Annotated in this window: 23 protein-coding genes and 1 pseudogene; 20 read left to right on the forward strand and 4 right to left on the reverse strand. The window is 64.5% G+C overall.

Annotation, left to right across the window (positions count from 1 at the left end; genetic code table 11):
- Positions 1-175: 175 nt before the first annotated feature.
- The 12 genes and pseudogenes from ACIUM1_RS14555 to ACIUM1_RS14610 all read left to right on the forward strand — a co-directional run bounded on the left by ACIUM1_RS14555 (position 176) and on the right by ACIUM1_RS14610 (position 12,429).
- Positions 176-610 carry a DUF5318 family protein gene (locus ACIUM1_RS14555; RefSeq protein ID WP_406813388.1) on the forward strand — a complete coding sequence of 145 codons (435 nt, stop codon included), beginning with the start codon at positions 176-178 and terminating at the stop codon, positions 608-610.
- Positions 603-3,287 carry a transglycosylase domain-containing protein gene (locus tag ACIUM1_RS14560; RefSeq protein WP_406813389.1) on the forward strand — a complete coding sequence of 895 codons (2,685 nt, stop codon included), beginning with the start codon at positions 603-605 and terminating at the stop codon, positions 3,285-3,287. The genes ACIUM1_RS14555 and ACIUM1_RS14560 overlap by 8 nt, the downstream gene beginning before the upstream one ends.
- Entirely contained in the window at positions 3,284-4,942 is a 1,659-nt protein-coding gene (locus ACIUM1_RS14565) for a glycosyltransferase family 87 protein (RefSeq protein WP_406813390.1), read from the forward strand. Before ACIUM1_RS14560 ends, ACIUM1_RS14565 begins: the two co-directional genes overlap by 4 nt.
- A 52-nt stretch (positions 4,943-4,994) precedes the next feature.
- Positions 4,995-5,635 (forward strand): annotated as a pseudogene (locus ACIUM1_RS14570) (DJ-1/PfpI family protein).
- 134 nt (positions 5,636-5,769) lie between these two features.
- Positions 5,770-6,060, forward strand: a complete 291-nt coding sequence (rpsF, locus tag ACIUM1_RS14575; protein WP_406813391.1) for a 30S ribosomal protein S6 — start codon at positions 5,770-5,772, stop codon at positions 6,058-6,060.
- Positions 6,061-6,174: 114 nt separating this feature from the next.
- Positions 6,175-6,684 (forward strand): single-stranded DNA-binding protein, encoded by a 510-nt coding sequence (locus ACIUM1_RS14580; protein WP_406813392.1) that lies wholly within the window; start codon positions 6,175-6,177, stop codon positions 6,682-6,684.
- Positions 6,685-6,727: 43 nt separating this feature from the next.
- Entirely contained in the window at positions 6,728-6,982 is a 255-nt protein-coding gene (gene rpsR, locus ACIUM1_RS14585) for a 30S ribosomal protein S18 (protein WP_003874730.1), read from the forward strand.
- A 30-nt stretch (positions 6,983-7,012) separates the two neighbouring features.
- On the forward strand, positions 7,013-7,471 hold the full coding sequence (gene rplI / locus ACIUM1_RS14590) for a 50S ribosomal protein L9 (protein ID WP_066873329.1): 459 nt from the start codon (positions 7,013-7,015) through the stop codon (positions 7,469-7,471).
- A 530-nt stretch (positions 7,472-8,001) separates the two neighbouring features.
- A complete protein-coding gene (gene dnaB, locus ACIUM1_RS14595; protein WP_406813393.1) occupies positions 8,002-10,542 on the forward strand; it encodes a replicative DNA helicase in 2,541 nt (846 codons plus the stop codon).
- Between the two features lie 297 nt (positions 10,543-10,839).
- On the forward strand, positions 10,840-11,169 hold the full coding sequence (locus tag ACIUM1_RS14600) for an ATP-binding protein (protein WP_406813394.1): 330 nt from the start codon (positions 10,840-10,842) through the stop codon (positions 11,167-11,169).
- 25 nt (positions 11,170-11,194) lie between these two features.
- Complete coding sequence (locus tag ACIUM1_RS14605) at positions 11,195-12,178, forward strand: hypothetical protein (protein WP_406813395.1); 984 nt, start codon at positions 11,195-11,197, stop codon at positions 12,176-12,178.
- A gap of 128 nt (positions 12,179-12,306) precedes the next feature.
- A complete protein-coding gene (locus tag ACIUM1_RS14610) occupies positions 12,307-12,429 on the forward strand; it encodes a hypothetical protein (protein WP_406813396.1) in 123 nt (40 codons plus the stop codon).
- A 525-nt stretch (positions 12,430-12,954) separates the two neighbouring features.
- On the opposite strand, the gene ACIUM1_RS14615 is transcribed toward ACIUM1_RS14610, so the two are convergent.
- Entirely contained in the window at positions 12,955-13,335 is a 381-nt protein-coding gene (locus tag ACIUM1_RS14615; RefSeq protein ID WP_406813397.1) for a hypothetical protein, read from the reverse strand.
- Positions 13,336-13,563: 228 nt separating this feature from the next.
- Here ACIUM1_RS14615 and ACIUM1_RS14620 point away from each other — a divergent pair, with 228 nt between their 5' ends.
- On the forward strand, positions 13,564-14,649 hold the full coding sequence (locus tag ACIUM1_RS14620) for a hypothetical protein (protein ID WP_406813398.1): 1,086 nt from the start codon (positions 13,564-13,566) through the stop codon (positions 14,647-14,649).
- A gap of 120 nt (positions 14,650-14,769) precedes the next feature.
- Here the strand turns inward: ACIUM1_RS14620 and ACIUM1_RS14625 are convergent, their stop codons facing one another.
- The 3 genes from ACIUM1_RS14625 to ACIUM1_RS14635 all read right to left on the reverse strand — a co-directional run bounded on the left by ACIUM1_RS14625 (position 14,770) and on the right by ACIUM1_RS14635 (position 18,517).
- A complete protein-coding gene (locus ACIUM1_RS14625; protein WP_406813399.1) occupies positions 14,770-15,687 on the reverse strand; it encodes an SDR family NAD(P)-dependent oxidoreductase in 918 nt (305 codons plus the stop codon).
- Positions 15,688-16,308: 621 nt separating this feature from the next.
- Positions 16,309-17,871 (reverse strand): acyl-CoA synthetase, encoded by a 1,563-nt coding sequence (locus ACIUM1_RS14630; RefSeq protein WP_406817680.1) that lies wholly within the window; start codon positions 17,869-17,871, stop codon positions 16,309-16,311.
- 43 nt (positions 17,872-17,914) lie between these two features.
- The gene (locus ACIUM1_RS14635; protein ID WP_406813400.1) at positions 17,915-18,517 is read right to left on the reverse strand and encodes a TetR/AcrR family transcriptional regulator; all 603 of its coding nucleotides are present in this window, start codon (positions 18,515-18,517) and stop codon (positions 17,915-17,917) included.
- Between the two features lie 148 nt (positions 18,518-18,665).
- Between ACIUM1_RS14635 and ACIUM1_RS14640 the strand changes: the two genes are divergently transcribed.
- The 7 genes from ACIUM1_RS14640 (at position 18,666) to ACIUM1_RS14670 (ending at position 25,352) form a co-directional block, all read left to right on the forward strand.
- On the forward strand, positions 18,666-19,898 hold the full coding sequence (locus ACIUM1_RS14640; RefSeq protein ID WP_406813401.1) for a cytochrome P450: 1,233 nt from the start codon (positions 18,666-18,668) through the stop codon (positions 19,896-19,898).
- Positions 19,895-20,611, forward strand: a complete 717-nt coding sequence (locus ACIUM1_RS14645) for a hypothetical protein (RefSeq protein WP_406813402.1) — start codon at positions 19,895-19,897, stop codon at positions 20,609-20,611. Before ACIUM1_RS14640 ends, ACIUM1_RS14645 begins: the two co-directional genes overlap by 4 nt.
- A 38-nt stretch (positions 20,612-20,649) precedes the next feature.
- A complete protein-coding gene (locus ACIUM1_RS14650; protein WP_406813403.1) occupies positions 20,650-21,591 on the forward strand; it encodes an SDR family NAD(P)-dependent oxidoreductase in 942 nt (313 codons plus the stop codon).
- A gap of 90 nt (positions 21,592-21,681) precedes the next feature.
- The gene (locus ACIUM1_RS14655; protein WP_406813404.1) at positions 21,682-22,791 is read left to right on the forward strand and encodes an LLM class flavin-dependent oxidoreductase; all 1,110 of its coding nucleotides are present in this window, start codon (positions 21,682-21,684) and stop codon (positions 22,789-22,791) included.
- Positions 22,792-22,833: 42 nt separating this feature from the next.
- On the forward strand, positions 22,834-23,289 hold the full coding sequence (locus ACIUM1_RS14660) for a MaoC family dehydratase (protein ID WP_406813405.1): 456 nt from the start codon (positions 22,834-22,836) through the stop codon (positions 23,287-23,289).
- 162 nt (positions 23,290-23,451) lie between these two features.
- Positions 23,452-24,666: a cytochrome P450 gene (locus ACIUM1_RS14665; protein ID WP_406813406.1), complete on the forward strand. Its 1,215-nt coding sequence runs from the start codon at positions 23,452-23,454 to the stop codon at positions 24,664-24,666.
- Positions 24,663-25,352 carry a hypothetical protein gene (locus ACIUM1_RS14670; protein WP_406813407.1) on the forward strand — a complete coding sequence of 230 codons (690 nt, stop codon included), beginning with the start codon at positions 24,663-24,665 and terminating at the stop codon, positions 25,350-25,352. Before ACIUM1_RS14665 ends, ACIUM1_RS14670 begins: the two co-directional genes overlap by 4 nt.
- The last annotated feature ends 74 nt before the right edge of the window (positions 25,353-25,426 follow it).

The raw sequence follows: 25,426 nt of genomic DNA on the forward strand, positions 1-25,426 counted from the left end.
CGTTCGTCACAGTGTTCGGGTGTGAATGACGCGGGGAATCGGCGGTTACGTGGGCAGGCCGCCCTGCGTGGCGCGCTGCGGCGGTTTGGCGCCGAACCATCGTCGATGGCCTGCCCGGACCGCCGTGCGTTTGGTTGCGTATCACTGGCCGGGATGGCGACGTACTCTGGTGGGCGTGCGACTGCAGCGACAAGTGGTGGATTACGCGCTCCGGCGGCGCTCACTGCTGGCCCAGGTGTACTCGGGCCGCACGGGTGTGTCCGAGGTATGTGACGCAAACCCGTATCTGCTGCGCGCCGCCAAGTTTCACGGCAAACCAAGTCAAGTCATGTGTCCGATCTGCCGCAAGGAGCAGCTGACGCTGGTGTCGTGGGTGTTCGGCGAACACCTCGGTGCGGTGTCGGGTTCGGCGCGCACGGCCGAAGAATTGGTGATGCTGGCAACCCGGTTCGAGGAGTTCGCGGTCCACGTGGTGGAGGTGTGCCGGACCTGCAGCTGGAACCATCTAGTCAAGTCATACGTGCTCGGTGCGGCGCGCACCGCACCTCCTCCCCGGGGCACCGGACGCGCGCGGCCGGCCCGCAACGACGCCCGCACGGCCATTGAATAACGAAGGACGCCACAGCCAGCCGTCCGGTGACCAACGTGGGCCAGCGACTGAGCATGTAGGCAATCAGAGTTCTGACGAGCGTCCGGGCCTCGATCGTCCGGACGCCGGTTCCCGGGATCGCGAACGCCGGGAGGCGCCGCCGACAATCAATCGTCGCCGCCAGGCGCCGCCCGACGACCGGCTGACCACGATCCTGCCGCCGGTCCAAGATGATCGGGCGCCTCGGCGCTCCGACCCGATCGAGGAAGTCAAAGCGGCGCTGGCCGGCCCGCCGTCAACGCCCTTGCGACGCGATGCGCTCGATGAGGTCAAGGCCGCGCTGGACGGGCGGGGACCGACGTCGGGCCGGCACGAGCGGGCCAGCCTCGGCGGTGGCGCACCCGGCGGGCCGCCGCCCCCGCCGCCCTGGCGGCCCGGCCGCCCGGCAGGACCCGGCGGTCCCGGCGGTCCCGGCGGGCGGCCCGTACCACCGTGGCGCGACTGGGCGTGGACCGAGCAGATCAACTGGCTGTGGGTGCGGCGCGGGGCCTACATATGCGCGGCCGTGCTGGTGCTGTTGCCCCTCGTCACCTTCGCGATGGCCTACTTCATCGTCGACATCCCCAAGCCGGGTGACCTTCGCACCAACCAGGTTTCGACGATCCTGGCCAGCGATGGCTCGGAGATCGCCAAAATCATCCCGCCGGAAGGCAATCGGGTCGACGTCAACATCAACCAAGTCCCCGTGCACGTGCGCCAGGCCGTGATCGCCGCCGAGGACCGCAACTTCTACTCGAATCCCGGGTTCGATTTCAGCGGTTTCGTGCGTGCGGTGAACAACAATCTGTTCGGCAACGGCGACCTGCAGGGTGGGTCGACGATCACCCAGCAGTACGTGAAGAACGCGCTGGTGGGTTCGGCCCAGCACGGGGTGAGCGGCCTGATGCGTAAGGCCAAGGAACTCGTCATCGCCACCAAGATGTCGGGGGAGTGGTCGAAAGACGATGTGCTGCAGGCCTATCTGAACATCATCTATTTCGGGCGGGGCGCCTACGGAACTTCGGCCGCCGCCAAGGCCTACTTCAACAAACCCGTCGAGCAGCTCACGATTTCGGAGGGCGCACTTCTCGCGGCGCTGATCCGGCGGCCGTCCACACTGGACCCGGCGATCGACCCGCAGGGCGCCCGTGCCCGCTGGGCGTGGGTGCTCGACGGCATGGTGGAAACCAAGGCGCTGTCGCCGAGTGATCGGTCCGCGCAGCAGTTCCCGCAGACCGTGCCACCGGATGAGGCGCGCGCGCAGAACCAGACCACGGGGCCCAACGGGCTGATCGAGCGTCAGGTGACCAAAGAGTTGATGGAGCTGTTCAACATCGACGAGCGGACGCTGAACACCCAGGGCCTGCAGGTCACCACCACCATCGATCCGAAGGCCCAACAGGCGGCGGAGAAGGCGGTGTCGAAGTACCTCGACGGCCAGGACCCCGATATGCGTACGGCCGCGGTGTCGGTCGACCCGCACGACGGCGCCATCCGCGCGTACTTCGGCGGCACCGACGCCAACGGGTTCGACTTCGCCCAGGCCGGACTGCAGACCGGGTCGTCGTTCAAGGTGTTCGCGCTGGTCGCCGCGCTCGAGCAGGGCATCGGGCTGGGTTACCAGATCGACAGCTCGCCGCTGACGGTCAACGGCATCAAGATCACCAACGTCGAGGGTGAGAGCTGCGGGACCTGTAACCTCGCGCAGGCCCTCAAGATGTCGCTGAACACCTCCTATTACCGGCTGATGCTCAAGCTCAAGGGCGGACCGCAGGCCGTCGCCGACGCGGCGCACCAAGCCGGCGTCGCGACCAGCTTCCCCGGCGTGGAGCACACCCTGTCCGAGGACGGCAAGGGCGGACCACCGAACAACGGAATCGTGCTGGGCCAGTATCAAACCCGGGTGTTCGACATGGCGTCAGCGTATGCCACCCTGGCGGCCTCCGGCGTCTATCACCGCCCGCACTTCGTGCAAAAGGTCGTCAACTCCGACGGCCAGGTCCTGTTCGACGCCGCCAACTCCGACAACAAGAACGAGCAGCGCATCCCCAAGGCTGTTGCGGATAACGTCACCGCGGCCATGGCGCCGATCGCCGCCTACTCCCGCGGCCACGCTTTGGCCGGCGGCAGGCCGTCGGCGGCCAAGACGGGTACCACCCAGCTCGGTGACACCACCGCGAACAAGGACGCCTGGATGGTCGGTTACACGCCGTCGCTGTCGACGGCGGTGTGGGTGGGAACGGCCAAAGGCGACAGCCCGCTGGTAACCGCTTCGGGTGGGCCGGTTTACGGGTCGGGGCTGCCGTCGGACATCTGGAAATCCACCATGGACGGCGCGCTCAAGGGCACGCCCAACGAATCCTTCCCCAAGCCGACGGAGATCGGCGGTTACGCGGGCGTGCCGGTCGCGCCTCCGCCGCCCCCACCGCCATCGGAGACCGTCATCCAGCCCACCATCGAAGTCGCGCCGGGCATCACCATCCCGGTCGGTCCGCCCACCACGGTCACCGTGCCGCCGCCGGCCCCCGGCGGCCCGCCGGGTGGTCCGGAGCCGGGCGGCCCGCCCGGTGGCTACCCGGGTGGTGGCGCCCCGCCGGGTGGAGGCTTCCCGGGTGGTGGCGCCCCGCCGGGTGGACCCCAAGCGCCGCCGCCACCGTGACCGACGCCGCGGAGCACAGCGCCACCACGTCCCCGCGGCGACTGGCCGCGGATCTGCGCAGCGCCGACAACCGAGATTGCCCGAGCCGCAACGACTTCCTGGGTGCCGCCCTGGCCGACGTCATCGGGGGACCGGTAGGCCGGCATGCGCTGATCGGCCGCTCTCGGTTGATGACCCCGCTGCGGGTCATGTTCTTGATCGCGCTGGTGTTCCTGGCGCTGGGCTGGTCGACGAAGGCGGCCTGTCTGCAAAGCACCGGTAGCGGGCCCGGGGATCAACGGGTGGCCAACTGGGATAACCAGCGCGCCTACTACGAGTTGTGCTACTCCGACACCGTTCCGCTCTACGGCGCAGAGTTGTTGAGTCAGGGCAAGTTTCCCTACAAGTCGAGCTGGGTCGAGACCGACTCCACCGGCGCCCAGCAGATCCGTTACGACGGCCGGCCCGCAGTGCGCTACATGGAGTACCCGGTGCTGACCGGGGTCTACCAGTACGTGTCGATGGCGCTGGCCAAGACCTACACCGCACTGAGCAAGCTCGCCCCGCTTCCGGTGATCGCGGAGGTGGTGATGTTCTTCAACATTTCGGCCTTCGGGCTGGCGCTGGCCTGGCTGGCCACCGTATGGGCGAGCGCGGGCCTGGCCGGGCGACGGATCTGGGACGCCGCCCTGGTGGCCGGTTCGCCGATATTGATCTTCCAGATCTTCACCAATTTCGACGCGCTGGCAACGGGATTCGCGATGGCCGGGCTCCTGGCCTGGGCGAGGCGAAAACCTGTGCTGGCCGGCGTGCTGATCGGCTTGGGTGCCGCGGCGAAGCTGTATCCGTTGCTGTTCCTGGGGCCGATGCTGCTGCTGGGAATCCGGACCGGCCGGCTGCGGGCGTGGGCCCGCACCGCGGTGGCCGCCGTGGTTACCTGGTTGTTGGTGAACCTGCCCGTGCTGGTGTTCTTTCCGCGCGGCTGGTCGGAGTTCTTCCGACTCAACACGCGTCGCGGCGACGACATGGACTCGGTGTACAACGTCATCAAGTCGTTCACCGGGTGGCGGGGATTCGATCCCAAGCTCGGGTTCTGGCAGCCACCGACGGTGCTCAACACCGTTGTCGCGGTGCTGTTCGTGGCCTGCTGTGCGGCAATCTCGTACATCGCGCTGACCGCCCCGCGACGCCCGCGGGTTGCCCAGTTGCTGTTCTTGGTGGTCGCGGCTTTCCTGCTGACCAATAAGGTGTGGAGCCCGCAGTTCTCGCTGTGGCTGGTGCCCTTGGCAGTGCTCGCCCTGCCGCATCGCCGGGTGTTGCTGACGTGGATGACCGTCGACGCACTGGTGTGGGTGCCGCGGATGTATTACCTGTACGGCAACCCCAACCGCTCGCTGCCCGAACAGTTCTTCACCACGACCGTACTGCTGCGGGATATCGCGGTTATCACTCTGTGCGCGTTGGTGATTCGCCAGATATATCGGCCCGGTGAGGATTTGGTGCGATGGGGCGGCCGGGTGGACGATCCGGCCGGCGGACCGTTCGACCGCGCGCCGGATGACCCGCCCGGGTGGTTGCCGAACTGGCTTCGCCCGGTCGGGTCGCGCCGCTCGACCGGCCCGGAATCCGATGCCGCCGCCGAGCAACCCGCGGTGGCAAGCGCTGCGAGGCCGTGACCCGCGCCGACGATGATGATCCCGGCGTGGCCGGGATGGCAGGAGGAGTGCCATGATCCAGGTCGCCATCCCAATCTTTCCGCGGTTCACCGCGCTCGACGCGGTGGGTCCTTACGAGGTGCTGCAACGCATTCCGTCGATCGGCGTCGTGTTCGTCGGTCACCGTCGCGGTGAGGTGCGCACCGAGAACGCAATGCTCGGCGTCAGCTGTGACGCCATCTTCGATGAGGTGGACGCACCCGATGTGGTGGTGTTCCCTGGCGGCATCGGCACCCGCGAACTGATTCACGACGAGACCGTGCGGGCGTGGCTGCGCGCGGTCCACCCGAACACCAGGTTCACCACCTCGGTGTGCACCGGTGCGTTGCTGCTGGCTGCGGCCGGGCTGCTGGACGGGTTGACCGCCACCACCCACTGGCGGGCCGCGGACCTCCTCAACGGGCTGGGCGCTCGCTACGTGCCGGAACGAGTCTCGAACACCTACCGCAACGGATCATCACCGCCGCCGGGGTATCCAGCGGCATCGACATGGCCTTGCGTCTGGTGCAACTGCTCGTCGATCGCGAGGCCGCGCAGGCCGCTCAGCTGCTCATCGAATACGACCCGCAGCCGCCCTTCGACTCGGGCGCACTTGCCAAGGCCGATCCCGCGACGGTGACAAGGGCCGACGAATATCTGCAAGCCCGGCAGTAGTGCCGTTGCCCGATCCGCCGGATTTTTCTGGTCAGCCCGGTATCCGGTAGCCTGGTGCGGTTGCCGACGCAGGCGACCCTCCTGCCACGGAACGTCCGTGGCCGCTTGAGACCAGAGGAGGTGGTGAGGTTTCCATGCGTCCATACGAAATCATGGTCATTCTTGACCCGACGCTCGACGAGCGCACCGTGGCCCCATCCTTGGAGACGTTCCTCAATGTCGTCCGCAAGGACGGTGGAACGGTCGACAAGGTCGACATCTGGGGGCGGCGCCGCCTGGCCTACGAGATCGCCAAGCATGCCGAAGGCATCTACGCCGTGGTCGACTTGACGGCTGAGCCGGCGACGGTGTCCGAGCTGGATCGCCAGTTGAGCCTCAACGAGTCGGTACTGCGCACCAAGGTGATGCGCACCGACAAGCACTAACAGCCTTGGCTGCGTCGCGTGCTTCTCGTCGGCGCGTTTGCCTAGGCTGTGGAGAGCTCAGCGAAAGTACGCTCGTGATACCCACCGCCCGAGCGGCGGACCCAGGAGGAAACTGTGGCTGGTGACACCACTATCACCGTTGTCGGAAACCTGACCGCCGACCCCGAATTGCGGTTCACCCCGTCGGGTGCCGCCGTCGCGAACTTCACTGTGGCGTCGACGCCCCGGATCTATGACCGCCAGAGCGGGGAATGGAAAGACGGGGAGGCGCTGTTCCTGCGGTGCAACATCTGGCGGGAAGCCGCCGAGAACGTCGCGGAAAGCCTCACGCGTGGTGCCCGGGTGATCGTCACGGGCCGGCTCAAGCAACGCTCTTTTGAGACTCGTGAAGGTGAGAAGCGCACCGTCGTCGAGGTCGAGGTCGACGAGATCGGTCCTTCGCTGCGGTATGCCACGGCCAAGGTCAACAAGGCCAGCCGTAGCGGCGGTGGCGGCGGCTTCGGTGGTGGCGGTGGATCCCGCCAGCAGTCGGCGCCGGCGAGCAGCGCACCCGCGGACGACCCGTGGGGCAGCGCGCCCGCATCGGGCTCGTTCGGCGGCGGGGATGACGAACCCCCCTTCTGATTTGAGAAAACTTCAGTAATAGAGAACGGAAAGAAAAACAGACATGGCCAAGTCCAACAAGCGGCGGCCGGCTCCGGAAAAGCCGGTCAAGGCACGGAAATGTGTCTTCTGCGCCAAGAAGGATCAAGCGATCGACTACAAGGACACCGCGCTGCTGCGTACCTACATCAGCGAGCGCGGCAAGATCCGTGCGCGCCGCGTCACCGGCAATTGCGTGCAGCACCAGCGTGACATAGCCATCGCGGTGAAGAACGCCCGCGAAGTGGCGCTGCTGCCCTTTACCTCCTCGGCGCGATAGTCGCCGCAGGCCTACCGAAAGTACGAAACGATGAAGCTGATTCTGACGGCTGACGTCGACCATCTTGGCGCCGTCGGCGACACTGTTGAGGTCAAGGACGGTTACGGCCGCAATTTCCTGCTCCCGCGCGGCCTGGCGATCGTGGCGTCCCGCGGCGCGCAGAAGCAGGCCGACGATATCCGCCGGGCCCGCGAGACCAAAGCGGTGCGCGACCTCGGTCACGCCAATGAACTCAAGACGGCGATCGAGGCGCTCGGCCCGGTCTCGCTGCCGGTGAAGACCGCCGCCGATTCCGGGAAACTGTTCGGCTCGGTGACCGCCAGCGATGTCGTCGCGGCGATCAAGAAGGCCGGCGGACCCAACCTGGACAAGCGGATCGTGCGGCTGCCGAAGTCGCACATCAAAGCCGTCGGGACACACCCGGTGGCGGTGCACCTGCACCCCGAGGTCGACGTCGAGGTCGCGCTCGAGGTCGTCGCGCAGAGCTAAGCACCTGCCGTTTACTCGTTCCCGGCGGTGGCCCTGATCGGCCGCCGCCGGCTTCGTTGTGCTGCGGGCATCCGGCCGCGCTCCGCTGGTAGGGATCGCGGCAGTGCTCACTGGCGAACTATTTCCGGGGTGTATTTCGTCAAGGCTCTTTACCGGCCCGTAACGCTGGGAAAACACCGTCGAAAGCCAACACGCCCGGGGCAGTAACCTCGCCCGACACGCCGTAGAGATTCTTGTCCACACGAATTCCACGGCGTTGTATGGCCGGTATCTGCACCGATGTCCTAGCCCCCTGCATTAATCCACAGGTTCTCCACACCCCGCTCAACACAGGTGTCGACGGATATGCACACACCATGCACAGCTTCATGAACAGCACCCCCTTTGCCTACTAGCCAGCAACGTTTAACGTCGTCCCGGCGCTGGGCGTTCGGGTGCCACGTGGCGCAGGTTGTCAGCACCTTGACTTACGCTCGAGGTCGAGTATCGAATGTATGTTCGGATGCGTGAATCAGGGGAGGAGGGAATCCGTGGCGGTCGTCGATGACTTGGCGTCGGGCATGGATTCTTCGCCGCCAAGCGAGGACTTCGGGCGCCAGCCGCCGCAGGACATGGCGGCCGAGCAGGCCGTGCTGGGCGGCATGCTGCTGAGCAAGGACGCCATCGCCGATGTGCTGGAACGGCTGCGGCCCGGCGACTTTTACCGCCCCGCTCATCAAAACGTCTACGACGCGATCCTGGACCTGTATGGGCGTGGCGAACCGGCCGACGCGGTGACGGTCGCCGCGGAGCTGGACCGCCGCAATCTGCTGCGCCGCATCGGCGGGGCACCGTATCTGCACACGCTGATTTCGACGGTGCCGACCGCGGCCAACGCGAGCTACTACGCGACGATCGTGGCCGAAAAGGCGCTCCTGCGGCGCCTCGTGGAGGCCGGCACCCGGGTCGTGCAGTATGGCTATGCGGGCGCCGAGGGCGCCGACGTGGCCGAGGTGGTCGACCGTGCGCAGGCCGAGATCTATGAGGTGGCCGAGCGCCGTACGTCGGAGGATTTCGTTCCGCTCGAAGACCTGCTGCAACCGACGATGGACGAGATCGACGCCATCGCCTCGAACGGTGGCGTCGCGCGCGGCGTGCCGACGGGTTTCACCGAGCTCGACGAGGTGACCAACGGCTTGCATGCCGGGCAGATGATCATCGTGGCGGCCAGGCCGGGCGTGGGCAAGGCGCTCGCACTGGACACGTTGCTGCCCACGCCGACCGGCTGGACGACGATGGCTGACGTCGCGATCGGCGACGAATTGCTTGGCGCGGACGGGCGGCCGACACGGGTGGTGGCTGCCACCGAGGTGATGCTGGGACGGCCGTGCTACGAGGTTGAGTTCTCCGATGGAACAGTGATCGTCGCCGACGCGGCGCATCAGTGGCTGACGGAAACACGCGCATCCCGGGAATCAGCGCAAGCCGCCGCGGTGGGGTACAACCGCTCTAAGAATCAGCGCACATTTGCGGCGGTGCGTACGACGGCCGACATCGCGCGAACTCTGCGCTGCGACACTCTAGACCGGCGACTGAACCACAGCGTGGTCAACGCGAGTGCACTCGAGCTGCCGGAGCGCGAATTCTTGGTCCCGCCATACACTCTCGGCGCCTGGCTGGGGGATGGCACCAGCGCCGCGGCCCAGATCACCACCGCCGACCCTGAAATCGTCATGCGGATCGAAGCGGACGGCTTAGTGGCCGTTCCGTCGCAATCGGCTCGATACCGCTATCAGCTGCGGCTACCGGCTGGCGCCGAACCGGCTCCTCGCCTGTGCGTGGTTGTGCCGGATCCAACCTGCATTCGCTGCGATGGACCGTCAGCAGGGATGCGGTTGTGCCAGAAATGCCACTCGGCTGTAGGCACCGTGCAAGCGCGGCTGCGCACGCTCGGCGTGCTCGGCAACAAGCATATTCCGACGGAGTACCTGCGGGCGTCCGAGGCGCAACGGCGCGCCCTGCTCGCCGGCCTCCTTGACACCGACGGAACCGTGACAGCGGGCGGTGCCGTCCAAGTCTCGGTCACCAGCCATCGGCTGGCGTCCGATGTCGCCGAGCTGATCGTCAGCCTAGGTTATCGGTGCCAAACCTCGACCAAACGCGTCCGGGGCCGCGACGAATCGTCCAGCATCGCTTATGTCCTGACTTTTTCCACGGAAGACGAAGTGTTCGCTCTAGAGCGAAAGGCCATAGCGCACAAGGAGCGTCGGGCCGCAGCCGGCACCGCGCGCAGTGGATCACGGTTCATTGTGGACGTCCGCCGAACCGAGTCGGTTCCTGTGCGTTGTGTCGAGGTGGACAACGACAGCCACATGTACCTGGCGAGCAAGGCAATGATCCCCACCCACAATTCCACGCTGGGACTGGACTTTTTGCGGTCATGCTCGATCAAGCACCGCATGGCCAGCGTCATCTTCTCGCTGGAGATGAGCAAGTCCGAGATCGTCATGCGTCTGTTGTCGGCGGAAGCGAAGATCAAACTCGCCGACATGCGTTCCGGTCGGATGAGCGACGAGGATTGGACCCGGCTGGCGCGGCGGATGAGCGAGATCAGCGAGGCGCCACTGTACATCGACGACTCGCCGAACCTGACGATGATGGAGATCCGGGCCAAGGCGCGCCGGCTGCGGCAGAAGTCCGACCTGCGTCTGGTCGTGGTCGATTATCTGCAGCTGATGTCGTCGGGCAAGAAGGTTGAGTCGCGGCAGCTCGAGGTGTCCGAATTCTCGCGCCAGCTCAAGCTTTTGGCCAAGGAGCTCGAGGTTCCCGTCGTCGCGATCAGCCAGCTGAACCGTGGTCCCGAGCAGCGCACCGACAAGAAGCCGATGCTGTCCGACCTTCGTGAGTCTGGATCGCTGGAGCAGGATGCGGACATGGTGATCCTGCTGAACCGGCCGGACGCGTTCGAGCGCGACGATCCGCGCGGGGGTGAGGCGGATTTCATTCTCGCCAAGCACCGTAACGGCCCCACCAAGACGGTGACCGTCGCGCACCAGCTGCACCTGTCGCGGTTTACCAACATGGCGCGCTGACTGTAGGTTCTCAAACAAATTGTCCACTTCTCATATCAAACGGCCACACGGTGTCCAATTGGCCACTGAAGTGAGACACCGCCGACCAGGGGAGTCGTCGCGGGGCCCGTCGACATCGAATCGCCACGCGAGTGCATGCCTACGGCGCCGGCAGGACGTTCGAGGCGACTTCGATTTTGGGTGACCTTTGGTGTCGGACCCATTCCGGATACTCGAAACAAGGAGAGAGTGCTTGGTCTCGGCCTGCCCTGTGCCACAGCGATCTGCAATTTCCATCGACGAGGAGGGATGGCACCGGTGATCGAACGCGATCGGATCATCGGCTACCGCAAGTTGCGCGAGCTGGAGTTCACGCCGCGCAAGGGATTGAACATCCTGGTCGGCGACAACGATGCCGGCAAGTCGACCTTGCTCGAGGCGATTACGTTGGGTTTGACCGGCCGAGTCAACGGCCGCCTCGCCGGCGACGAAATCAACCCCTTCTGGTTCAACGCCGCAATGGTCCAGCAGTTCTTCAGCGCACGAAGCCCAAGGCCAGACCCCGAAACTTCCCGCCATCCACATCGAAATATTCCTGCACGACCGCGTGGAGTTCGCCCGAAATCTGTTCGGCGCCCACAACTCTAATCATCCGACGCGGCCGTGTGCCGGGGTGCGGCTGCTGATCGAATCCGACCCCGACTACGGCGACGAGATCGAGCATTACCTGATCGATATGGCGACCGACAGCGATGGTCCGGCGGCACTACCCGTTGAGTACTACCGCGTGGACTGGCGAACCTTCTCCGGCAAGATCCTGACCGCGAGACCCAAGGAATTGACGACGGCGATCATCGATTCACGCACCATCCGCGCCGGCGGCGGCATGGACTACCACCTCAAACAGATCCTCAACGATCACCTGGATCCCACCGACAAAGCCGCGGTATCCCTGGCCGTTCGCGCCACCCGCGACGAGCTCGCCGCCCCGCATCTGCAAACCGTCAACGACAAAATGGCCGGCGTGACCGGCCCGCTGGACGACCAACCTCTCACCCTGGGAATGGACCAAACCGGCCGCGGCGCCTGGGATTCCAACGTCATACCGCACGTCGACGACGTGCCGTTCCAACTGTCCGGCCAGGGCCAGCAGGCCGCGATCAAAATCGCGCTGGCGATGGGGGGCACCGCCGCGACCGCGCAGACAGTGATGATAGAAGAACCCGAAAACCACATGTCGCACACCAATCTCAACAAGCTCCTAGCCCGCATCAACCATCTGTGGCCTGAACAATGGAGCGGGGAAGTCGACGTCCACAGTTTTTACTTCCGCGAGCGCGACGGCGATTGGAGCATCGAGGTCGATCTGCGCCCCAGCGGCCGCTTCGCCTGGGGCACATCCGACGATTACAGCGCCGCCTGTTCCGAGAGGCGTGAGTTGGACGTAGGCGACGTGATCGCTTACGGCACAACCGATGTCGAGGGATACGGCACCACGCCGCGTGAGCGGGCGCAATTCATCACCGACACCATCCGTATCCATCTGAGCCGCCAAGCGTGCACCCTCCACCACAACGATCTATCCGCGATCCGTGCCATGATCGGCACAGCGGTCCGCTGGTGTCCGGCTTGCGGAACCCGCTTGCCCAGCCCGTAATGCGCGGGCCCTGCACCGAATTCGTTGTGATGTCAAGGTTTTGGGCGTCTGCCAACCGGCCACGGACACACAGATCTCGCCGAAGGCGGCAAGGCGGAATACGATCAGCAGCGAGGGGAAGACAGCTAGTGGACGACGACTCGCAGAATCTGTTGCAACACGTCAACGAGTACGCCGCAACGGTCGACGATGCCAACAGACAGACCCTTAACCCGCTCCTGGTCGAACTGATGGCGGCCTCCAGAAGATAGCGTGAGCCTGCTTTACGTAATAGACAGTTATCGGCGTGGACGCGATCGCCGGGCGGTTGAGGAGGTGTCGGCGCGAGCCAGCAGATCACGTAGACCTGCGCCGGTGTCGAATTGTGATTGAGCTTGTGTCACCAAATGGGCGGCCTCTAGCAAGATCCTTCGGTCCGCATTCGCGCGCATAACGAAGCGCTGATTGGGGTGTCCTGGCAGGACGGCGCCGCCGCGAGCATCGGTTTCGATGAGTACCCGCTCAGCATGTCGTTAGCGTACGCACCACCAATCGTCGAGCAGTCAGGGCGGCTGAATCTTCGATGGCGAAACAGACTGCGCCCGTGTGTGTCGGGCGTAAGCGTTAACGTGCCCGATTGTGAATCCTGATCCTCTGGCTAGTGAGTTAGGTACGACGCGCCCATGAAACGACGGCCTGGTGCCCGAAGGCCCGCTGAACGTCGGCGGCCTGTCCGGCGCCTTCGCCGGTGACGGTGCGCTGATCGGACAAGGCGGTACCGGCAACGGTGACACCGCCTACACCTTTGGCAACCTCAACGGCGTCGGCGACGGCACCGCAGCGGGCATCGGCAACAACAACTTCGCCAGCTTGACCGGCACCGAAAACGGCTTGGCCCAATTCACCAGGCTGGATTCGGCAACAACAACACCGCCATCGCCGACACCAGTTTCACGTCCGGCTCTCACCCTGTCACTGCGGGCTTCGGTAACGACAACTACGCCTATCTCGACGGCCCGGCCAACAGCACGGCAGGCGCCGGAGGCACTGCCGACATCTCCGCGGACAACAACATCGCCTACATCTTGGATCCCTTTGGCACCACGTCGGACTTTGCGGGCGCCGGATCGTATACCGCCGCCGGCGGCGATGACCTTGCCGCGGTTCTGTTCACCCATGGCAATGCGGTCGCTGAGAACTCGCCGCTGCTGTACGACATCATCTCGTTGTTCGGCACCGCAACCGGCACGCTGTAAACATCCGTCCCCCAGGCGGGTCCGCGCCCCCTAATCCCAACGCGCGGACCCGCCAACAACTTTGGCTTGCGGCGTATGACAAATCTTCATGCCGCGCCGGGTCACGCAGCCCTCATGCGAACCGCGTGGGAAACACGAAAGGAAAATACAATGGCAACTGCTCGGAAGGTCGGACGTCTTGGAATGGCGGCCGCAGGACTAGGCATCGGAGCCGCGATGGCGTCGTTGCCCGGTATCGCCGCGGCCGACTCCTGGTCGCAGGACGTCGCGGCTGCGGCGGCATCGCCCGCCATCGGGGGCGTGCCGGCGCTCTCCACTGCGCCGACGTCCACGCTGAACATCGACATATCGGTCAACGGCACCGACCTGTTCCACGAGGGGACCGCCACCGCTAATTCCGGGCAAGGAGATTTCGCGATCGCAATCGGCGATCACGCCTACGCCGGTGCGAGCGGTGGTACCGGCGACACCGCGTTCGCCGACGGCACCAACGCCTATGCCGTCTCCGGTGGCTACTCATCAGAACCGGGCAACTACGACAACGCCATCGACATCGGCAGCAACTCGGGTTACGAATACCAGAGCGCGTTCGCGGGGTCGAGCAATCTTGACCAGTCGGACAACGACTACCCCGGCTCTGGCAGCTACGACAACGCCATCGACATCGGCAACAACACCGGTGAGGGCTACGACGGAGCCTTCGCCGGATCCGGCGGGATTCTCGGCTACGACGGAAACGGCGATTTCGACAACGCTGTCATCATCGGCGACCAGGCCGCCGAACACGATGCTGCAGAGGCTATTTCGGGCGACTACAACACCGCGACCGCGGTCGGTGACTTCAACACCGGTGGCGCCTATGCCGGCTTCGGCAGCGACAATATCGCCTCGGTCACCGGCGGCGGCAGCTCAATCGCGGAGGCCGGCGGCTATCCCTCTTTCTTGCCCTTCTTTTTCTACCCACTCGAAAGTGATGTCCTGGGAAACAGCGACGTCGCCACCGTGTTCGACCCGTTCGGCACCGTGGGCAGCAGCGCCACAGCCGGCACCGAGGAACCGATCACCGGTCCCGGTGACTTCGACCTTGCCAGCGCCTTCGGCGACGGGTTGCAGCCCAACGCCACCGGCGGTAGTTTCCTGGTCGACATCCTGCCCTCACTGACCCAAGCTCTGACAACCGGGGGCACCACCCTGTCGACCGACTTCACCAATTTGCTGACAGCACTAGACCTTTAGGTTTCGCCCGAACGATCCACCGGGGGCATCCGCCGCGCCGAAGGTTGGTGCCCCCGACTGGTGGACGACCCACGAGGCCGGCCGCCAGAGTCCTCTGGGTCGTGGGTCAGTTGAGCGCAGCTATCCAAGGCGTTCTATGACGGCGAATAGTTCGTCGTAAATGTTGTCGGGGATGGTGTAGGACTCGGTTTGTGATACCTCGGCGAAGTGCTCCGCGATGTCGTCGGCGGTGGGGGTTACATCTTTGTGGGCTAGCCAACCATTGCCAAGTCCAATGAATACTCGGCCGTACCGCCCCGCGAGCGCTGAATAGTTTTGGTGGGTGACCTCGCAGTTCCGGCTAGCGAGGTAGACGACCATTGGGACAACCTTCTCGGGCAGAATCAGTTCTTTGAGACCGGTCTCGGCAAGCGTTTTAGCGTCGACGGTTTCAGTGACCATGCGCGAAAAACCAAACGGCAAAACAGTGTTCGACGATATTCCGTGCTCAAGACCTTCTAGCGAGATTACGTTGCTCAGTCCGACAAGCCCGGCCTTGGCGGCACCGTAGTGCGCCTCCAGGTGTTGGCCGAACATGCCGCCCGAGGACGAGATGAAGACGAACCGGCCATACTTCTGCTCTTTCATGACCTTGAAGGCGGGCTGGCTGAGGTGAAACCCGCCGTCGAGATGCACCGACAGCATCTGCCGCCACTTCTCGGGTGACATCTCATCGAAGGGGACGCTGTTGAAGATGCCGGCATTGCTCACCACCGCGTCGAGACGCCCGAAATGCTCGACGGCGGTCTGCACGATCGCCGCGCCGCCCTCAGGGCTGTCTACGGAGTCGTGCGAGGCCACAGCAATACCTCCGGCTTCGGTGATTTCTCGGACCACTTCATCTGCCACCGTCGCGTCTGATCCCTCGCCGCCCATGCTTCCGCCGAGATCATTAACCACCACCGACGCGCCGCGGTTGGCCAGGTCGAGTGCGTAAAGGCGGCCCAGTCCGCGTCCAGCTCCCGTGACGATGACGGCTTGGTCGTTGAAATCAATCACGAAAGCTCCTCGGGTGGGTTGCGTTGCATCCCAGTACCCTACGCGACCAGAACAGATATTTGGTCCGGCATCGTCAAACCAGTTTTGCGGGCCGAGATGACGTGGGCCGTCCACACACGGTCGGAGACCCCGGCAGCCATCGCAGAAGTGGGTTTGCGACCTCATGCGGCCCTGGTGAGCGACTGGTGGGGGCGGGCAAAATGTAGTGCATGGACTCATCACCGCGGCGTTAGTGACGTTGGACGCGAAATCGCACGCTCGCACCGATAGTTACGTCCGCCCTGGAGAGGCGACAGCATTAGCCGACGTGTTGCTGTGCGTGCTGCCCGGTTATTTGATGCGGTTAGCGCTGGGCGGACCCCAGGCCGTCGCAGACATCCCGACAGCTGTGCAAACGGTGCTGCCCGCTTCGGTGCGATCACCGGCACGCCGTGACGAGAATCCCTCTAGCTCACCGGCGCTCTCAATGCAGCACCTTCAGATCAGACAGCCTAGGACCGATGGGATCGCCCACTGGTACTGCGTCACAACAACTATGACATCTCGTTTCGGACGGGCCGCGCGGACTTGACGGGCCAGAACTTTGCGCGCAGGAGTTGAGGCGATAGCTCCGCGGTGCGGTCAGTGCTCCCGGCGAGCGCTGTCGGAGAGTTGTTCGCGAAGTTGGCGTTTGAGTATTTTACCGCTGGGATTCTTCGGCAAGCTCGCTACGAAAATCACGCGCTTGGGAACCTTGTATCCGGCCAGACGCTCCCGGCAGTGCGCCAACAGGTCGGCTTCACTGACATGGGCTGTGTCGCGAGCGACGACGGCGGCCGTGACGGCTTCGACCCACACCGGGTGCGGCACTCCGAACACCGCTGCTTCCTGAACGCCGTTGTGCGCGTACAGCACTTCTTCGACCTCGCGGCTGGCGACGTTCTCGCCACCGGTTTTGATCATGTCTTTCTTGCGGTCGACGACGTGCAGCAGTCCGCGCTGGTCAACGAAGCCGAGATCGCCTGAATGGAACCATCCTCCCCGGAATGCCTCGGCGGTTTTTGCGGGGTCGTCGAGGTAACCGAGCGTGAGATGCGGACTGCGGTGGACGATTTCACCCACCATGCCGTCCGCGACTTCGGCGCCCGACTCATCGACGATCATGGTCTCGACATTCATGACCGGATAGCCGGCCGCGCCGGCATGGTCGTCCTGTTCTTCGGGCCCCAGAACGGTGGCCAGCGGCGCCATCTCGGTCTGGCCGTAGAAATTCCACAGCCCGAGGTCGGGTAATCGCTCGCGGATCTCACGCAGGATCTCGATCGGCATCGCCGACGCTCCGTAGTACCCCTTGCGCAGGCTGCTGAGGTCGACCAGGTCGAACACCGGCGAGCGCAGCAGCGAGATCCACACTGTCGGTGGGGCAAAGTAGTTGGTGACCCGATGAGCCTCGATGCTGCGCAGGATCATTTCGGGATCCGGTCGGGGCACGATGACGCTGGTTGCGCCGAGGTAGATGTCGGTGGCCAAAAAGTTGTCCAACTGGGCGCAGTGATACATCGGCATGGAATGGAGTTCGATGTCGTGTGCGCTCATAGATCCGTCGACGATGGTGCTGACGTAGTTCGACACCAGGCTGCGACTGGACAGCATGACGCCTTTGGGCCGCGATTCGGTTCCGCTGGTGTACATCACCCGGATCAGCTGATCGTCGTCAATCAGCAGGCGGGGGGCCGGCGCCGTTGTGGCCAGCCAGGCCGCGAAGTCGTGCCAGTCTGTAGGCGCTGCTGACGAGTCGGTGCAGATTGCGACTTTCGTTGTGACGTTGCCGCCCAACGCCATCGCTTCCTCGGCTGTGGGCCGCAGCTCATCCTGAACGATGAAGCCGGTCGCCCCGCAATGCTTGAGGATGTAGGCGATTTCAGGTGCCATGAGCATGAAATTGACCGGCACCAACACGACACCGGCGCGCGCCGTGGCAAACGCCAACACGGCGTACTGCCAGCAGTTGCGGGCCAGCAGAGCGACTCGGTCCCCAGGCTCAAAGCCGTTGTCACACAATGCTGCAGCCGCGCGATCGACCAGCTCGTCGAATTCGGTGAAGGTCAGCATGACGGGGCCGTCGATGATCGCCGTCTTCGTGGGGTGACGTCGTGCGGTGCGCCGCGGAATGTCGCCGAGAGCATGGCTGCGCGCCGCGGACATCGGATTCAGCTCGTGCGCGGATGGGCTGGGCACGGCAGGGTGGCTACTTCATACCGTGCAAGCCGGCGATGAAGTTCTCGATAAGCACGTCATAGGCGGTGTCGGGGTCGACTTGCATGGCGCCGCGCAGTTCCATGGCCATGAATCCGGACATGCTGGCCGTCAACAGTGTGGTAGCGATGTCGACGTTGTCGCCAGTGAGCCCGTAGTAGCGGAAGACCGCCCGCGAGGTATCGGTCGACACCGAGACGGCTTGGGCGATGTCGCGGCCGTGCAGCCCGGCGATGCTGACCGGGAGCGCGTAGCGGCGTGGGTAGCGGTTGGCGTATTCGCGGTACGTGGTGGCGATGGCGCGCACGGCGTCGTCGCCGGCAAGTCCGAGCACCGCGTCGCGAATCGCTTCGCTCATCTCCCGTACCACCAGGATCCACAGTTGACGCCGCAAGTCGTCGAGGTTGTCGACGTGGTTGTACAGCGACGGGCCTTTGATGCCCAGACGTTCGGCGAGCGCGACCATGTTGAGTCGATCCCAGCCCTCGTCGTCCAGCATGTCGCGCGCGGCGGCCAGCACGTCGTCGCGGCGCACAGAACTGGCCCCTCGGCGTCGGCCCACAGTGCGTTCCGGTGGCGGCGAAGTCTTGGTCACTTAGGTATCGAATCACAATTGACTGTCTCGGACATCTACTAGACGGTCTTGTCATCTGGCTAGGCCGCAAAGTAACGTGCTGGGGGGCCTCGGCGCGGCCGCCGAGCAGATCATCGTCGATCGCGCAGCGGCGCGAAAGGAAGATTTCATGACCGCAGCCATCAACACCGACGACGTCTTCATTCAGATGACTCAGACGAGCGAGGGCCGTAACGACCCGTACCCGCTCTATCAGCAGCTGCACGAGCATGCCGCGCCGATCTTTCAGATCGCGGGTACTAAGTACTACGCGGTGCGCGCCTACCAGGAGTGCAATGAGGTTCTGCGCGACGCGCGTATGGGTGTCGGTGCGCGCACTGTCGGCGATGCGTCGATGGACCGCGAGCGCAGCAAGTACGGCACCTTCATCACCGATCCGGCTGCGTTGATCAACCTCGATCCGCCGCAGCACACCCGATTACGCAAGCTGGTGTCCAAGGCCTTCACCAGCCGTCAAGTCGACCGCATGAGAGTCAACACCGAGGCGATCGCCGACGGTCTGCTGGACCAATTCGGTTCAGGCGATGTGATCGACGTGATCGCTGACCTGTCGACACCGTTGCCGGTGGCGGTGGTGGGTAAATTGCTGAATGTCCCGCAGGCGGACTGGATGTTGTTCGCGCCGTTGATGGTTGATGCGGTCGCCGGCGCCTCGCCGTGGGCGAGCGTCGACCAGCTTTGGGCTGCCTACGAGGCCTCGGAGAAGATGCGTGCCTATTTCGTCGACTTCGTCGCCGAGCGTCGTGCGCACCCGATCGACGAGGACCTGTTGACTGCGATCCTGCGTGCCGAGGACGGTGGCGAGCGGCTTGACGAGGAGGAGGTCAACCTGCTGGTCTTGACGTTGTTCGTTGCCGCGTTCTCCACGACCGCACACCTGATCGGCAACGGCCTGTCGGCGCTGCTGCACAATCAGGACCAGTTGCAGATCATGGTCGAAGATCCGTCTGTGACCGGCAGCGCGGTCGAGGAGTTCCTGCGCTTCGACCCGCCCGTTCAGGTCGCTGCGCGCTCCGCGCTCGAAGACCTCGAGATCGCCGGTACGCCACTGCCCGCAGGATCGCAGCTGACGGTGTTGCTTGCTGCGGGAAACCGTGACCCGCAACGGTTTACCGACCCCGACCGGCTCGACGTACGCCGCAACCAGGGGCCACCTCTTTCGTTCGGCGGGGGAATCCACCACTGTCTGGGCGCATCACTGGCTCGCCAGGAGGGACAGGTGTTCTTCCAACGCCTGCTCTCGAGATTCCCGAAGCTCACGCTCGCTGAGGAACCGCAACGACGCGACGAGATCTTCGCGTTCCGTGAGCTGCGATCGCTGCCGGTCCGACTGGCGGCGTGACCGTCGCCGCGCCGCGCATGCTGTTCATCCACCAGGCCCACACCCTGATCGGCACCGCCGAAGAGGACTTCGAGGAGCTCTACCGCGACGAGTGGCTCCCGAGGTTGGGCGCCGGCGATGACGTCCGGCTGGCCTGGTATCTGCGGCATCCTCCGGTGGTTGGGGAGTCCTTCACCGCGATCACCATCGTCGCCGTTCGCGACGGGAACGCATGGGAGCAACTCAACGCGCGAATACTCGGCGGTGATCTCGCGACACTGGAGGCGGAGACCGATACGCTGCGGCGACGCGTTGTGTCCAAAACCCTTGTGCCATTGGCGGGATGGGTCCACGACATGGATTTCGACACGATACCCACCACACCCGGCGACCATGACCCGTCGCTGTGGATCCATGACACACTGTGGCCGTTCGAGGGGAAGTTCGACGACTACGTCACCCGCTGCGGTGAGTTCACCCAACGCTTGAAGAGTTACGCACGGGCCGGTCATGCCTACCTCGAACCCATGGCCGGGTTCTCCTCCGCAGTCGGCGCGGGGGCGGGACATGAGGTCTGTGCGCTGTCGCGGATCAACGATCCGAACGCCTGGCTGCACACTGCGCTGCACGGACTCCCCGAGGCCGGGCGCGATCTGGGCTGGGGCGAGCTGACATTGCGCGAGCGCTGGCAGACCTACCTGCTCAACGCCCCGACCTGGGCGCCGCTGTGGTGAGCCCGAAACCCGCACTGCGACAACGGAGGCGCTAACCCATGGGATTGCTGGACAACAGAGTGGCCATACTGACCGGCGGCGCCGGCAGTCTGGGTTCGGCGATGTCGAAGCTGTTCGCCGCCGAAGGCGCTTGCGTGGTCATCAACGACGTCAACATCGAGCGGGCACAGCGGCTCGCTGACAAGATTGTCGCCAACGGTGGTCGCGCAGTGGCCGATTCGTCGGACGTGGCAACCATGGCCGGCGGTAAAGCCGTCGTGCAGAAGGCCCTCGACGAATTCGGCACCGTGGACATTCTGGTGCTGCTGGCCGGCCAGGTGGCGATCAAATCGCTGACCAAACTGACCGAAGAAGACTGGGACCGAGTGATCGGCATCCACCTCAAAGGACACTTCACCGTTCTGCAGGCCGCCCTGCCGACCATGATCGCCAACAACTACGGCCGAGTGATCGCGGTGTCCTCGGTGGACGGCACAATCGGTGACGCCTACATGTCACCCTACTGCGCAGCGAAAGCCGGAATCCTCGGGTTCGCGCGGGCGGCCGCCATCGAACTCGACCCCCACGGCATCACCGTCAACACCATCTGCCCATCCGGCATACCTGGCAACAACTTGGGACCTCTGGCCACGAAATTGGTCGGGCCGCCGGCGGGCAACGCACCACTGGTGGCGTATCTGGCCAGCGAGGAATCCGGATGGCTCAACGGGCATGTCTTCGACGTGTCGGGCTCGGGCCGGATCGGGCTCTACCCGCCGTTTGTCCCGTCGCGGCTGGTCTCCAAGGACGGCGGCTACACCCTCGAGGAGTTGCGCACGGTGGTGCCGGCGTTGTTCGAGCCGACCTACACCGTCGAACCGCGGCAGCGCCCGCGCCTGCTTCCCCGCGACGGCGACGTCGACGAGCACTTGCCGACCGGGTTTTCGGCGGTGTTCGCCGAGATCACCTCGGGGGCCGGCGTCGCCCCCGAAACCGATTGAGCATCACCGAGGCAGAAGCTCTAGCATTTTAACTAGAGACTGTAGTACGGTGGCCTGAAGCGAAGAGGAACAGCCAGAGAAGGGCGTTCGATGAGGTTTGGTATTTGTCTGCAGGCGCTCAACTCCGCCGACTGGGAGCGGGTCATCGCGAAAGACTGGAGCCGGCCTCCGGTGGTGCCCGATTACGTGCTATGGGAGGAGAACATCCACCTGGGCATGTTGGCCGAGCCGCTGGGCTTCGACTCGATGTGGACCACCGAACATCACTTCGGACCGCACTGCATGGAGCCCAATCCTCTTGAGCTGCTGTCCTATTTCGCGGGCGCGACGAAGAAGCTCGACTTCGGCACGATGGTCATCGTCTTGCCGTGGCACCACCCACTGCAGGTGGCCGAAGAGATCGCGCTGTTCGACATTCTGCTGCAGGGCCGCAAGTTGTCGGTCGGTGTCGGGCGCGGGCTGGGTCAATCGGAGTTCGCCGGCTTCGGCATCGACATGGCCGAGTCCCGGGGGCGTTTTGTCGAGAGCATCGAGATCTTGAAACTCGCGCTGACGCAGGAGCGGTTCTCTTACGACGGCAAGTTCTACCAGATACCTGAGACCTCGACCCGGCCACGCCCGCGTTCCACCCGTTTGGTCGAGGACATGCTCGGCGTCTTCACCAGTCCGCAGTCGTTGACGACAGTGGCTCAAGCAGGGCTGAACCCGATGTTCGTGGCGGCGCAGAGCGCCGATGTGATCCGCGGCCAGGTCGCCGAATTCAACACCATGCGAAGCGGGTTGGGTCTGCCTGCCGCGCAGCCGATCGTGCACCAGTGGGTGTATTGCACCGAGACCGAAGAGGAGGCCCGCACGTTGGGCAAGCGCTACATCACCCAGCTCGGCGTGGAAACGAACCATCACTACAACCTCGGCGACGCCGCGGCGTGGGACGGCATCAAAGGCTATGAGTACCAGTTCGATCAGGCCAAGAACGGTTTGATCGGCAACCTCGACCTGCACCTGGTGGGCACCCCCGAGCAGTGCATCGAGCGCGCGCAGCGCCTGCAGGAGATCACCAACTGCCGCGAGATCGTAGGCCTGTTCCACTTCGGCGGCATGCCCATCGAGACCGCCGAGAAAAGTATGCGGCTGTTCGCTAACGAGGTTATGCCCGCGCTGCGCGCTATGGACGCCCAACCGCAGGCCATCAGCGTCTGATAGCGGCACCACCCGTGCGAGCATCACGAAGGGAAATGGTCTGTGCGCACGTTTGATTCGGTCGGTTCGCTGTTGGAAGCCAAGGGCGACACGTTGGGTACCAGCTCCTGGGTGGAGATCACTCAGCAGGCGGTCGACCTGTTCGCCGATGCGACCGGCGATCATCAGTGGATTCACGTCGACCCCGACAGGGCCGCAGGTGGTCCGTTCGGCACAACCATTGCGCACGGATACATGACCCTGTCGTTGATCCCGCGGCTGATGGCCGAGATGTACACCGTCAACGGAGTCAAGCTGGCAATCAACTACGGCCTGAACAAGGTTCGATTCCCGGCCCCGGTGCCGGTCGGGTCGAAGGTGCGGGCCACGACCACCGTCGCCGACGTCGAGGACCTGGGCAACGGCACAGTACAGATGACGGTGGTCACCACCGTGGAGATCGACGGCGGCGCCAAGCCGGCCTGTGTGGCCGAAAGCATTGTGCGCTACCTCAGCTGACACGGACTCCGCAATCATGGTGCCGCCAGCAGCGAAAGATTCTGCAACAGTGCGTGATCGTGAAGGGGGCGTCGCAGCCGCACAGACCAATCCGACCTCCGGCGAGTCGGTACGACACGACGACACGCAGCAACTACCGCAACGACTCATGGGGTTCACTCAGTGACGGTTTCGCAACTGCTCTTCGACCCGTTTTCCGATGACTTCTTCGCAGGGCCCTATGAGACCTATCGTCGGATGCGCGATGAAGCGCCCGTCTATTACAGCGACGAGTACGACTTTTACGCTCTGACCCGCCACGCCGACGTCGCTGCGGCCTTCAAGGACCACGCGATGTATTCCTCGGCCCGTGGCGTGGACCTTTCCATGGTGCGGGCCATGATCGAGGCGGGCACGACGCCGGAACCCAAAATGATCATCTACATGGATCCGCCCGACCACCGGCAGATGCGCAGTCTGGTCAACAAGGTGTTCACTCCGCGCGCCATCAGTGAGCTCGAAGCCATGGTCGGTGCGCAGATCGAGCGGCACCTGCCGAGCGCGGCGGACACTTTCGATGCGGTGCAGGACTTTTCGGCGCTCTTTCCCGTCGAGGTGATTGCTTGCATGATGGGGGTCGACGTCGGCCACGCTCAACAACTACGGCACTGGATCGACCGATCTTTGCACCGTAATCCTGGCCAGATCGACATGGACGACGACGGCATTCAGGCAGGCAACGAAATGGGCCTGTGGTGTTACGAACTTGTTCAGCAACGACGTGCCAAGCCGCGCGATGACATGATCAGCCGGCTCATTGCCGCCGAAATCAACGATGAAAACGGTCGCCTCCGAAGCCTTGACGACATCGAGATCACCGGCTTCGCGGCGCTTCTCGGCGGCGCCGGCGCCGAGACGGTGACCAAGCTTGTCGGCAACGCGGTGGTGATGTTCGCCCAACATCCCGAGCAGTGGCACCAACTGCGCGAAGACCGCAGCAAAATTCCGTTTGCCGTCGAAGAGCTGCTGCGATACGAAGCACCTGCCCAGTACAACGTACGATGCTCGACCCGGGACGTGACGCTGCACGGAATCACCATTCCCGCCGACAAGCCGGTCTTTCTCGTCGGAGGCTCAGCGAACCGCGACCCGCGCGCCTGGAGCGACCCCGACCGCTTCGACATCAACCGCAACCCGATTCAAGCGCAGAATCTGGGATTCGGATACGGCATTCACAGCTGCCTGGGTGCGGCACTGGCGCGCATGGAGTCCGCGATCGCCATCGACCGACTACTCGATGTGATGCCGCACTACGACGTTGATTGGGACAACTGCAGCCGTGTCAGCATGCAGAATGTGTCGGGCTGGCAAAACATCCCGGTGCGGGTTCGGCGATGACCGCCCGGCTCGGCGGGCGCGACATCGGGCTTATCGACCAGCACCGCCTCCGCGGCGAAACCAACGTCGAGGATGTGAGCTGCGAGTCGGCCGTCACCGGCAACGGGGGGATCGGGGTCGAGCCCCGATCCGGCGTGCGGCCGCGATACGACCTGTTGATCCTGGGCTTGAGCCCACTGGACACCGTCGCCTTCGCTGGAGGCTGGCTCTGTGATCGAGTGCGCGCGGGCTGGCAGGTGAGCGCCGCCAGCACCGGGGCCGCCGACCTATGCGCTTTGCAGATCCTCGGGATCGATACATCCGGCCGTTCCACGGTCGAGGGATTGCTCTCGACACCGGCTGCAGCGCTGGGCGTGTCGGCGCGCGCGTATCTGCACAACTCTGCAGTACGTGCGGCGGTCTCGCGGGCGGTGCGCGAACACAGTGAGGTCACGTTCTGGGCTGACGCGAGCCTTGACCACGACTTCGCCGTCGAGATGGTCGAACGCACACTCAGCCCCGCGGCGCGCGCCTACAAAAGTCATGCGCTACGCGCGATGGGCCTGTCCGGCTCAGTCGGTGCAACTGAACGGTTCTGCAGTTGCAACATGTGGTATCCGCCCGGTCCCGATCTGACGCCCACGACGAGCACACTCGCCGCGGCCGACCCGGCACCGTTGGAGCCTGGCGCCGCACTTCGCAACTAGTCGCTGCAGATCACGCGTCGGTATCGCGTTGCAGCGCAGCGGCAATGGCATGAGAGGCGAGTTCGGCGGCAGCG

Source organism: Mycobacterium sp. M23085 (genome assembly GCF_045343915.1).
Taxonomy (GTDB): Bacteria; Actinomycetota; Actinomycetes; order Mycobacteriales; family Mycobacteriaceae; genus Mycobacterium.

Coding starts and splice junctions, on each gene's coding strand:
- rpsF (WP_406813391.1), top strand. CDS start 5,770: ATGCGTCCATACGAAATCATGGTCATTCTTGACCCGACGCTCGACGAG.
- ACIUM1_RS14615 (WP_406813397.1), bottom strand. CDS start 13,335: ATGGGTGAACAGAACCGCGGCAAGGTCATCGCCGCCGGCGGCGGTATA.
- ACIUM1_RS14640 (WP_406813401.1), top strand. CDS start 18,666: ATGACCGCAGCCATCAACACCGACGACGTCTTCATTCAGATGACTCAG.
- rpsR (WP_003874730.1), top strand. CDS start 6,728: ATGGCCAAGTCCAACAAGCGGCGGCCGGCTCCGGAAAAGCCGGTCAAG.
- ACIUM1_RS14620 (WP_406813398.1), top strand. CDS start 13,564: ATGGCAACTGCTCGGAAGGTCGGACGTCTTGGAATGGCGGCCGCAGGA.
- ACIUM1_RS14650 (WP_406813403.1), top strand. CDS start 20,650: ATGGGATTGCTGGACAACAGAGTGGCCATACTGACCGGCGGCGCCGGC.
- rplI (WP_066873329.1), top strand. CDS start 7,013: ATGAAGCTGATTCTGACGGCTGACGTCGACCATCTTGGCGCCGTCGGC.
- ACIUM1_RS14630 (WP_406817680.1), bottom strand. CDS start 17,871: ATGTCCGCGGCGCGCAGCCATGCTCTCGGCGACATTCCGCGGCGCACC.
- ACIUM1_RS14670 (WP_406813407.1), top strand. CDS start 24,663: ATGACCGCCCGGCTCGGCGGGCGCGACATCGGGCTTATCGACCAGCAC.
- ACIUM1_RS14655 (WP_406813404.1), top strand. CDS start 21,682: ATGAGGTTTGGTATTTGTCTGCAGGCGCTCAACTCCGCCGACTGGGAG.